Origin of the sequence: Rubritalea sp., assembly GCF_051252225.1 — a bacterium.
Classification (GTDB): domain Bacteria; phylum Verrucomicrobiota; class Verrucomicrobiia; order Verrucomicrobiales; family Akkermansiaceae; genus Rubritalea.
Map to the genome: position 1 here is coordinate 64,118 of NZ_JBPOGE010000015.1, position 9,088 is coordinate 73,205.

At 45.6% G+C, this 9,088-nt stretch carries 9 protein-coding genes and 1 pseudogene; 8 read left to right on the forward strand and 2 right to left on the reverse strand.

Features of this window, described 5'->3' with window-relative positions; all coding sequences use genetic code 11:
• Positions 1-206: 206 nt before the first annotated feature.
• Together ACSHX2_RS12405 and selD are read right to left on the reverse strand one after the other, a co-directional pair.
• Complete coding sequence (locus ACSHX2_RS12405) at positions 207-449, reverse strand: hypothetical protein (protein WP_435693268.1); 243 nt, start codon at positions 447-449, stop codon at positions 207-209.
• A gap of 95 nt (positions 450-544) precedes the next feature.
• Positions 545-1,543 (reverse strand): annotated as a pseudogene (gene selD / locus ACSHX2_RS12410) (selenide, water dikinase SelD); the annotation flags it as partial.
• 175 nt (positions 1,544-1,718) lie between these two features.
• Here selD and ACSHX2_RS12415 point away from each other — a divergent pair.
• The 8 genes from ACSHX2_RS12415 (at position 1,719) to ACSHX2_RS12450 (ending at position 8,953) form a co-directional block, all read left to right on the forward strand.
• Entirely contained in the window at positions 1,719-2,576 is an 858-nt protein-coding gene (locus ACSHX2_RS12415; RefSeq protein WP_435693269.1) for a hypothetical protein, read from the forward strand.
• Positions 2,577-2,661: 85 nt separating this feature from the next.
• Positions 2,662-2,898 (forward strand): acyl carrier protein, encoded by a 237-nt coding sequence (locus tag ACSHX2_RS12420; protein ID WP_435693270.1) that lies wholly within the window; start codon positions 2,662-2,664, stop codon positions 2,896-2,898.
• Positions 2,899-3,046: 148 nt separating this feature from the next.
• Positions 3,047-3,574: a hypothetical protein gene (locus ACSHX2_RS12425; protein WP_435693271.1), complete on the forward strand. Its 528-nt coding sequence runs from the start codon at positions 3,047-3,049 to the stop codon at positions 3,572-3,574.
• 18 nt (positions 3,575-3,592) lie between these two features.
• Positions 3,593-4,492 carry a LysM peptidoglycan-binding domain-containing protein gene (locus tag ACSHX2_RS12430; protein WP_435693272.1) on the forward strand — a complete coding sequence of 300 codons (900 nt, stop codon included), beginning with the start codon at positions 3,593-3,595 and terminating at the stop codon, positions 4,490-4,492.
• 42 nt (positions 4,493-4,534) lie between these two features.
• Positions 4,535-5,494, forward strand: a complete 960-nt coding sequence (locus ACSHX2_RS12435) for an acetyl-CoA carboxylase carboxyltransferase subunit alpha (RefSeq protein ID WP_435693273.1) — start codon at positions 4,535-4,537, stop codon at positions 5,492-5,494.
• A gap of 271 nt (positions 5,495-5,765) precedes the next feature.
• Positions 5,766-6,647 carry an HAD family hydrolase gene (locus tag ACSHX2_RS12440; RefSeq protein ID WP_435693274.1) on the forward strand — a complete coding sequence of 294 codons (882 nt, stop codon included), beginning with the start codon at positions 5,766-5,768 and terminating at the stop codon, positions 6,645-6,647.
• Positions 6,648-6,663: 16 nt separating this feature from the next.
• Positions 6,664-8,064 (forward strand): UDP-N-acetylmuramate:L-alanyl-gamma-D-glutamyl-meso-diaminopimelate ligase, encoded by a 1,401-nt coding sequence (mpl, locus tag ACSHX2_RS12445; protein ID WP_435693275.1) that lies wholly within the window; start codon positions 6,664-6,666, stop codon positions 8,062-8,064.
• Between the two features lie 4 nt (positions 8,065-8,068).
• Positions 8,069-8,953 carry a tyrosine recombinase gene (locus ACSHX2_RS12450; RefSeq protein WP_435693276.1) on the forward strand — a complete coding sequence of 295 codons (885 nt, stop codon included), beginning with the start codon at positions 8,069-8,071 and terminating at the stop codon, positions 8,951-8,953.
• Positions 8,954-9,088: the final 135 nt, after the last annotated feature.

Here is a 9,088-nt window from a genome sequence, read left to right on the forward strand (position 1 = left end):
GAAAAAAAGCTTAAAAGAACTACGTATCAATTCTGAAGCTCGTAGCGTCGTTGTCGGTCCTGTCTAAAACGCCTACTGGTCTTCAGTATTTTTCAGATGAGTTGGTCTCAAACAATTAGTAAGCATGGCGGAGCTACCGTAGCTAAGCCTTCACCGTTACTAAAAGCAATGAAGCTTTTTAATGACCAGGTTCTTTGCTGTCAGTGTTACTTTTGTTCACTATCAGTAGTGTTTCCTATGGATTTTTCGGAAGACTTGAACTTACTGAGAAAGGGTAGGCTGATGCCTAGGTTTGTTAGACAGTAGACTAGGAGGATGGTGACTGAGGCTTCATCGATATTGCCGAGGCCGGGGATATTATCTGGAATAATTTCTAGAATACCAGCACCTGGGTTGAAGAGGTAAAATAGACTGGCGAGAGCTCCGAGGATGGATAGGAATTTTTTCATGTGCTGCGAAATCTTTGGGCTGGAATAGAGTGAATCTGAGCTAGTCCAATTCTATGAACATAGAGTTGCTCTGGTGGGAGCTTTGCACGTTCTTGTTAGCAGCAATGAATGCTGTGTGCTTCTCGTTCTACGATACTGCCGATTTCGACTGCGCAGAGGCTGTTGTGCGCTTCTAGTATATCGAGGACGGCTTGCTTGTTCGCGGGGGGGACAGAGAGTAAGAGCCCTCCTGAAGTTTGTGCATCGGCTAAGAGGAGTTTTTGAGCACCGGTGACGGAAGTTGAGAATTTCACATAAGGTTCCACGTTCTCGAGATTCTTCATGCTTCCTCCCGGAACAAAACATCGCTCGATTAGAGAATAGACTTCACCGTCTACCGCTGGAACGTCAGATGCTTTAAGAATAGCTGTGAGTTCTGAGCTGTCGGCGATTTCTTTAAGGTGTCCGAGGAGTCCAAAACCGGTGACGTCTGTGCAGGCATTGACGAGGCCCTGCTCACCGAGGTCTGCACCCGCGGTATTGAGAGTGATCATTGCAGTGATTGCTTTCTGGTTTAGCTCCTCGCTGCAGGCTCCTTTTTTATTCGCGGTGGCGATGATTCCAGTGCCGAGCGGTTTGGTGAGAATGAGAGTGTCGCCGATTTTGGCATGTGCATTGGCGAGGTAGCGATCAGGGTGAACTATACCAGTGACAGAGAGTCCATAGATGGGCTCAGGGTTTTTGATCGTGTGACCACCGACAAGGGCGCAATTTGCTTGTTTCACTAGGTCGGCACCTCCTCGGAAAATCTCAGCAATCTCAGCATTGCTGAGCTTATCAGCTGGCATGCCAGCAATGGCCATAGCGGTGATCGGACGGCCACCCATGGCGTAGACGTCTGATAGCGCATTGGCTGCTGCTATTTGACCATAGAGATAGGGGTCGTCAGTGATGGGCGTGAAGAAGTCTAGCGTCTGCACGAGGGCGCGCTGGTCGTCGATTTTGTACACACCGGCATCGTCAGCGGTCGCGGAGCCGACAAGAAGGTTGGGGTCAGAAATACTAGGAAGCCCACTCAGAACCTGAGCGAGTGACGCAGGGTCAAGCTTGGAAGCTCAACCGCCGCATGCGGCCATAGTTGTTAGACGAGTGATGGTGTCCTTACTCATGATAGTTTAGTGATAGACCGTAATGGAGAAAGTTCCAGCGATATTGGTTGATTTTTTGTATGAGGCTGATTGTGTATCCGCATTAAACAACCACTTCGTTTGAAGTCAAAAAACCTCCTCGATGTCTGAAAACTCTGTAATTGTCTGTAAGCCTAGTCAATGGATCAAGATCCGTGCGATACTCATCATCCTCATGTTTGGGGTATTCGCGTGTCTTTTTTATACTGATGGTACCGTTGGGTATCGTGAGAAAAATGAGCATTTTCTGTTTCACAAATTATTTACCGGTATTGCTCCACAGCAGGCTGATAGATTCGAGAGTGCGGATGCGTGGAAAGCATTTGTAGTTTCCGAGAAGATCCCTTTGATGTCTGAAGAGGAATGTCCGCTGCCAGCTGATTTTGATAAGGAACAGGTTTGGCCAGATGTGTTGGCGACTTCAGAAAGTTTCGAAAAGCTCAAAAATGAATCTGATGGTGCTGCATCTATTTGGAGAGTGTACACGGGTGAGATGGGATGGGATTTCGAACCATCTGAAAAGATTTATGATCAGGGCAAGCTCAACATGCAGTTCTACATGGCTGGGATTTGTGGTTTGCTGGTACTCGTAGTACTTTTCTTATTTGTTCGCACACTAACGCGGTCGATGAAGGTGACAGAGACTGCGTATATAGCTCCGGGTGGGACGAAGGTTCCATTCACTTCTATGCGGAGGATCGATGCGCGTAAGTGGGATGTGAAGGGGATGGCGATGATCGATTATGAAGACGCATCTGGTGCCATGAAAAAAGTTAAGGTAGATGGAATGATCTATGGCCAATTTAAGGAAAAAGACGGACAACCAGCAGAACGACTTTACGAATACATCATGGAGCATTTCAAAGGTGAAGTGATTGAATTTGAGAAGTCCGATGAGGATTCTGAGGAAGAAGAAAATATTCTAGCTGCAGACGAGAAGAAAAATTCTGATGAAGCGTAAAATTCGTGATTGCCAAGCACGCAGGGGCTAGGTATTCACAGAAATCAGTTAATCAATATTAACTAACCCAAAATAACTATTTACCATGTCTGATTCAATCGAACAAAAAGTAAAAGATATCGTCGTTGAGCAACTCAACGTAACTCCTGATCAGGTGAAAGCTGAGTCCAAGTTTATCGATGATCTTGGTGCAGATTCCCTCGACACAGTTGAGCTCGTAATGGCTTTCGAAGAAGAGTTCGGCATCGAAGTGCCTGATGATGAAGCTGAAAAGCTTACAGCTGTTAGCGACGTAATCGCATACATCGAGAAAGTTTCCTAATCACTTTCAGGTTTAGGCCTGATATTGATACAATTTTAGAGAGTGCCTCATGTCGTATGAGTGCGCTCTTTTTTTTCATTTTTTTGCAATCGTACTGAGTTCGGGTAGCTTGGTGCAGGAATTGCTAGTATAATTTACGAGACACTTTATGAAGCCAGAGATCGACGCCATTCAATATGCTATGGAGCAAACGAAGGTTCTTCGCGAACCAGACCGCCGGATTGATACCTTTAATGCGACGCGTTTTCGTTTCACCATTATTAGTGAGTTGATGGACTCAGTGGGTAAGGTGCGGGTGCGCAGAGGTGAAGTAGAGGCTCACAAGCCACAGATTATTAAGCCCGCATCCTACAATGCAGTAGAGCTTGAGGGTTTCGATGAAAAGGCGCGTGAATTGTTCGATTGGATGAAAAAGAATGGGCAAGAGCCAGTTTTTTTCCAATACGGCTTCCAATTTAAGCGCACACAAGTGCAGGAGGAAATTATCACAGATAGTCTCGAAATGGTGAAGGAGCGCGTGCTCGAAGATGCTTATCGAGAGGATGATCCGATGATGGCTGTGGTGGAAGGCGTGGATGATACCTGGGAGATAGGACTTCTTAAGTTCACCATTGATATGATTGAAAAATCACAATCAATTAACCAATTTGATTTCAAACGTCGCGGCTTGCTGTAAGGTCGCCTGCGTAAGCAGATGCGAGTATCCACCCTCATAAAATTTTTAGCCGCAGTTCTAGTTCTATCTGTGCTGGCTGGCACGATAGTGATCGCTAGGAGAGCGTTTAATTCGGACGTAGCTCAGCAGCAGCCAGCGAATGAGCTAGAGGCTGTGATCCCAGTTAAGGATCATAGTAAAGAGGCAATAGAAATGCTGTTATCCAAGCTAGAGGTCGAGAGCATCCCTGATGTGACTCCTGGTGAGCGCGCCTTCGAAGCAGCTAGAGAGCTCTTGGCTAAAGGTGACTACGTGGCAGCAGAGGAGAAGCTGAAGTACGTTAATACCTATTACCCGACTGCGGTTTCGGCACCCGAGGCTCGTCGCATCTTAGGGGAGATGAACATGGACCGGCTATTCTCTGGTAAGGAGTTTACTAAGTTGATCGATTACACGGTGAAACGTGGTGATTCATTTTACAAAATAGTGAGGGATCACAACACGAAGTTAGACTTGGTGATGTTTCTAAACGACATGCAGCGCACCGATCGTCTTCACCCAGGTGATAAGTTTCAGTTAATGGAGTTAAATTTACGTCTAGTAATCGATATGCGCAGAAATGTGGTGAGTCTCTGGGATGGTCCGCGTTACATCAAAGGGTACGAGATAAAGGCTTCGAATTTTCCGACTGGGAAAGATGTTGTTAAGACAAGTGTGTTAGCTGTTGAGGCTCAAGTAGAAGATGCCAAAGTGAAGTTGCTCGACTCTGAGTATAGAAATGCGGAGAAAGTGGTCGTAATTAAGAATCCTCAGGCCGAGCTTCGTCCTATGCATGAGAAGCTTTCTGAAGAGATTGAGGCACTTTATTTAGATAACTCAGATATGGAGGAAATCTCTTTGCTCTTGAGGGAGGGGAATTCTGTAGAAATCCGATATTAGACTTTGCCTCCGGTAGGAAATCATACAAAGTAACAAAAATTTATGAGCATCAAGCCGCTAGAATTTGAACAACCGATTGCTGAACTCGAGTCTGAGATTCAGAAACTAAAGGCGAAATCTGACTCGCAAGACATTGATATGAGCGAGCAGATTTCTTCTATGGAGCATAAACTCCAGGAGACTAGGAATGAGATTTACAACAATCTATCTCCATGGCAGCGTGTTCAGATCGCCAGACACACAAACCGTCCGTTCATGTTAGATTACGTGGTTCACGCGTTCGAAAATTTCTGTGAACTTCACGGTGATCGTCATATTGGTGATGACCACTCTATGCCCGGGGGTTTTGCAATGATTGGAGACCAGCGTGTAGTGGTGATTGGTCACCAGAAGGGGCGTGACACCAAGGAGAATCTCCTCCGTAATTTTGGTAGCGCTCATCCTGAAGGTTATCGTAAAGCGCTGCGTCTGATGAAGATAGCTGAGCGTTTTGGTCTTCCAGTGATTTGTATGATCGATACTCCGGGAGCTTTCCCTGGTATTGGTGCTGAAGAGCGTAATATCGCTGAAGCTATTGCTTTCAATCTCCGTGAAATGACACTTTTGAGAGTACCTATTATTGCCTGTGTGTTAGGTGAAGGTGGTTCTGGTGGCGCACTTGGAATAGGTGTTGCTGATCGCGTGCTCATGATGGAGAATGCTTATTATTCTGTTATTTCTCCTGAAGGCTGTGCGGCTATTCTTTGGAAGCACCGTCAGCACGCGCCTGAAGCAGCTGAGGCGATGAAGATCGCAGCTCCTGACCTAGCTAAGCTCAAGTTGATCGATGAAGTAGTGCCAGAGCCTAAAGGTGGAGCACATCACGACCATGCAGCAGCAGCTGAGAATTTTAAAGAGGTTGTGATGAAGCACCTTAAGGAGGTTCAAGCGCTCAGTACTGAAGAAATGCTGAATGCTCGTTATGACAAATTCCGCCAGTATGGCGAATGGCAGGGTGAGTAAGCCCTAGTTTAGATTACATTTTTTTAAGGCCTAACTGGAGTGATCTAGTTAGGCCTTTTTACTTAGGGGTACCCTCCAACTACGCTAGTTACCGGAGGTACAATAAAGCTGAAAAAGTCTGTCAACAGAGTGCGCTAAGCTTGAAGTATGTGGAGTCGAGCGCAGTAGTGTTTTCTTGCTGCCCAATGGCGATTATTTGGCAAGTTTCAACGATTAGCTCAATTTGGTTGCCATGAGATAAGGGTTTCTAGTACTTACTTGAGTTAAATATATGGCAATACCCCAAAGCACCATAGCGCTTGTCTATGACTACGATCACACACTCAGCCCAAGTTACATGCAAGATGATGTCCTGTTTCCTGAATTTGGCATTCATCCAGAGTCTTTTTGGAAACAATGTAATACGTTGGTAAAAGAGCAACAATGGGATGGAGAGTTAGCTTATTTGAAGTGCTTACTCGATAACTTGGCAATGGATGGAGTTTCTAATAAACGACTGAGCGAGCTTGGAGCCAATTTAAATTTTTTCCCGGGTGTTCCGGAAGTTTTTGATGAGATTGATAGAGTTTGCCTCAATGAAGCGCATCGCTCTGCGGGCATTAAGATCGAGCATTACATCGTGTCCTCAGGTCTAAAAGCTCTGATGGATGGCAGCCGGCTCGCTAAGTATTTTAAAGAGATCTACGGCTGTGAGTACGGAGAGAATGAGCATGGTGTGATCAGTTTCCCTAAACGAGCGATTTCTCATACGACGAAGACCCAGTATCTTTTTAGAATTAATAAAGGGCTTCTGCGTCACGATGAGGATGTGAACGACCATATGCCTAAGGAGCTACGACCTATTCCATTTTCAAACATGGTGTACCTAGGTGACGGGCCTACTGACGTGCCCTGCTTTACAGTGATGAAAAGAAATGGGGGGCATGCTATTGCAGTGTATAATCCAGATGATGAGTCACGACGTAGCTTTAAGAAATGCTATCAGCTGAGCACGCGTTCTGATCGGGTACGCAACATTGCTCCTGCAGATTATCGTGCTGGCAGTCATTTACGATTGATTTTGGAGCAAATGGTGACAGATATTGCTGATCGAATACTTACAAACCGTAAGCAAGAGCAAGATGACGGAAAAGTCGCTGCTCCAACATTTTAGAGGATAGATAGAGAATATGAGTGAGAAGAAAAATTTCCACTTTGTGGGTGTTTGTGGGACCGCAATGGGGTCAGTGGCAGCAGCTATGAAAAACCGTGGCTACAAAGTCACTGGATCAGACCAGAATGTCTATCCACCTATGTCGACATTTTTAGAGTCTCAAGGAGTAGAAATAACTTCAGGTTTCACCTCTACTAACATCCCTGAAGACGCGGATGTTATCGTAGTGGGGAATGCGATTAGTCGTGGGAATGAAGAGGCTGAAGCCGCTCTCGACCGGAAGCTTCTCTATGTTTCACTCCCTGAAGTTCTTAAAGAGCATTTCTTACGAGGGAAGCGCAATTTAGTGATGACTGGAACGCATGGTAAAACAACAACTAGCTCGATTTTGGCTTGGTTGCTAGAATCAGCAGGTGCGAATCCAAGTCATATGATTGGTGGGATTCCAACGAACATGGGGCAGGGTGCTAGGTTTACAGATTCTGACTTCGTAGTACTAGAAGGAGATGAATACGATACAGCGTTTTTTGATAAACGTTCTAAGTTTCTTCATTATCTTCCAGAGGTTGTAGTGGTTAATAATATAGAGTTCGACCACGCTGATATTTACGATTCTATCGATGATATTAAGCTCACATTCCGAAGATTACTCAACATCGTTCCACGCTCTGGAATGGCATTTATTAATGGAGATGATCCAAACTGTCTTGAAGTAGCTGAAGGAGCACCATCTCCGGTTTCTAAAGTAGGTTTTGCTGAAGGCTGTGAGGTTAGAATAGAGGATGTAAAGTACGAGGGCGAGATGAGTAGCTTTAGCTTAAATGGAGAGCACTACACTATCCCAATGTCAGGTGAATTTAATGTGCGGAATGCTGCGATGGCTGTTTGTTCTGCGTTGTTTTCAGGCCTCAGTGCTGATGAAATCCGCACTGGGTTGTTAGGGTTTACTGGTATTGCCCGCCGTCAACAACTTAGAGGTGAAGTCCGTGGTGTGAAAGTGGTCGATGATTTCGCTCATCATCCCACTGCTATCGATCTTGCTATAGATGCTTTACGTCAAAAATATGCCCCTAAGGATCTCTGGGTTATTTTCGAGCCACGTTCTAACACGACACGAAGAAAGATTTTCCAGAAGGAACTAGCGAGTGCCCTGGCTAGAGCTGATAAAGCGATCGTGGCAGGCGTTCCAGATGCAGATAAGGTAGCAGAGGCTGACCGTTTATCTCCAGAGACACTTATTGCCGATGTGAATGCGAGAGGGACCACAGGATGGTTCTTTGAGACTATCGATGAGATTGTCGACCACGTTACTGATAACGTGAAAGAAGGGGATGTTGTTGCTGTTTTGAGCAATGGAGGTTTTGGTGGCATTCATGATAAAATTTTAGAAAGCCTCGAAGCGTCAGTAACAGTATAATTGGATGCAGCAAGAGATCGAGAGCTTCATTATGTACCTCGCAGTTGAGCGAGGGCTCTCAGCCTCTTACCAGAATTCGGTTAGACAAAGTCTGGATAGTTTGAGTGGCTGGTGCGCGGAGAAGGCGTATCCATTAAATGATCTCGGAACAGAGGAACTAGCTAGTTTTGTTCAACTAAGAAAAGCGGATGGCTTAGCCTCATCTTCTTTGCGGGTACTGGTTGTCCATTTGAAGATATTTTTCCGTTACTTAGCGTCGAAGTCGATTCTAGTACACGACCCAGCTGAGCCACTGATTGCTCCCAAAGTAGAATCTCTTCTACCAGACACACTCTCTTTTGAGGCTGTTGCCAATCTGCTAGAATCTATCGATACGAGCAAGAAGTTAGGAAAGCGAGACAAGGCGATATTAGAGCTTTTTTATGCTTCAGGCTTACGACTTTCAGAGATTTGCCAACTTCGTCTTGAGAGTTACGACCAAGAAGAAGGGATGGTGAGAGTAACTGGCAAAGGGAATAAAACTCGGGTAGTTCCTGTGGGCGTAGCAGCACAAAAGTCGATTGAGTTATATCTGGTGGCTGAGCGCAGTGAACTAGTCACTCCGAAAACATCTTCCCATGTATTCATCTCTGTTAGAGGTGGTGGGCTGAGTACGGATAGGATCCGCTCTATCGTGAAGCAGCGGGCAGCAGCAGCGGGTATCCAAACTAAGATGTACCCACATTTACTACGCCATAGTTTTGCAACTCATTTGTTGGAAAACGGGGCGGACCTTCGAGTGATTCAAGAAATGCTGGGGCATGCAGATATCTCAACGACACAGATCTACACGCATGTTGAACAGAAGCGCTTGAAAGGGATTCACCAACAGTTTCATCCACGGGGTTGACATGAAAACGGCCAGCATTAGCTGACCGTCACATAGGTGGGAAATTTATTTTTACTTTCTTATACCAAACTGAGTTCCAAAAGAGACAAATGTGATTTTACTGAAGCTTGGGGAATAGCGCGTTGCGGAAGAAGT

Excerpts from the sequence above, each read along its gene's own strand:
- ACSHX2_RS12440 (WP_435693274.1), top strand. The coding sequence starts at position 5,766 with ATGGCAATACCCCAAAGCACCATAGCGCTTGTCTATGACTACGATCAC.
- mpl (WP_435693275.1), top strand. The coding sequence starts at position 6,664 with ATGAGTGAGAAGAAAAATTTCCACTTTGTGGGTGTTTGTGGGACCGCA.
- ACSHX2_RS12420 (WP_435693270.1), top strand. The coding sequence starts at position 2,662 with ATGTCTGATTCAATCGAACAAAAAGTAAAAGATATCGTCGTTGAGCAA.
- ACSHX2_RS12405 (WP_435693268.1), bottom strand. The coding sequence starts at position 449 with ATGAAAAAATTCCTATCCATCCTCGGAGCTCTCGCCAGTCTATTTTAC.
- ACSHX2_RS12450 (WP_435693276.1), top strand. The coding sequence starts at position 8,069 with ATGCAGCAAGAGATCGAGAGCTTCATTATGTACCTCGCAGTTGAGCGA.
- ACSHX2_RS12430 (WP_435693272.1), top strand. The coding sequence starts at position 3,593 with ATGCGAGTATCCACCCTCATAAAATTTTTAGCCGCAGTTCTAGTTCTA.
- ACSHX2_RS12415 (WP_435693269.1), top strand. The coding sequence starts at position 1,719 with ATGTCTGAAAACTCTGTAATTGTCTGTAAGCCTAGTCAATGGATCAAG.
- ACSHX2_RS12435 (WP_435693273.1), top strand. The coding sequence starts at position 4,535 with ATGAGCATCAAGCCGCTAGAATTTGAACAACCGATTGCTGAACTCGAG.
- ACSHX2_RS12425 (WP_435693271.1), top strand. The coding sequence starts at position 3,047 with ATGAAGCCAGAGATCGACGCCATTCAATATGCTATGGAGCAAACGAAG.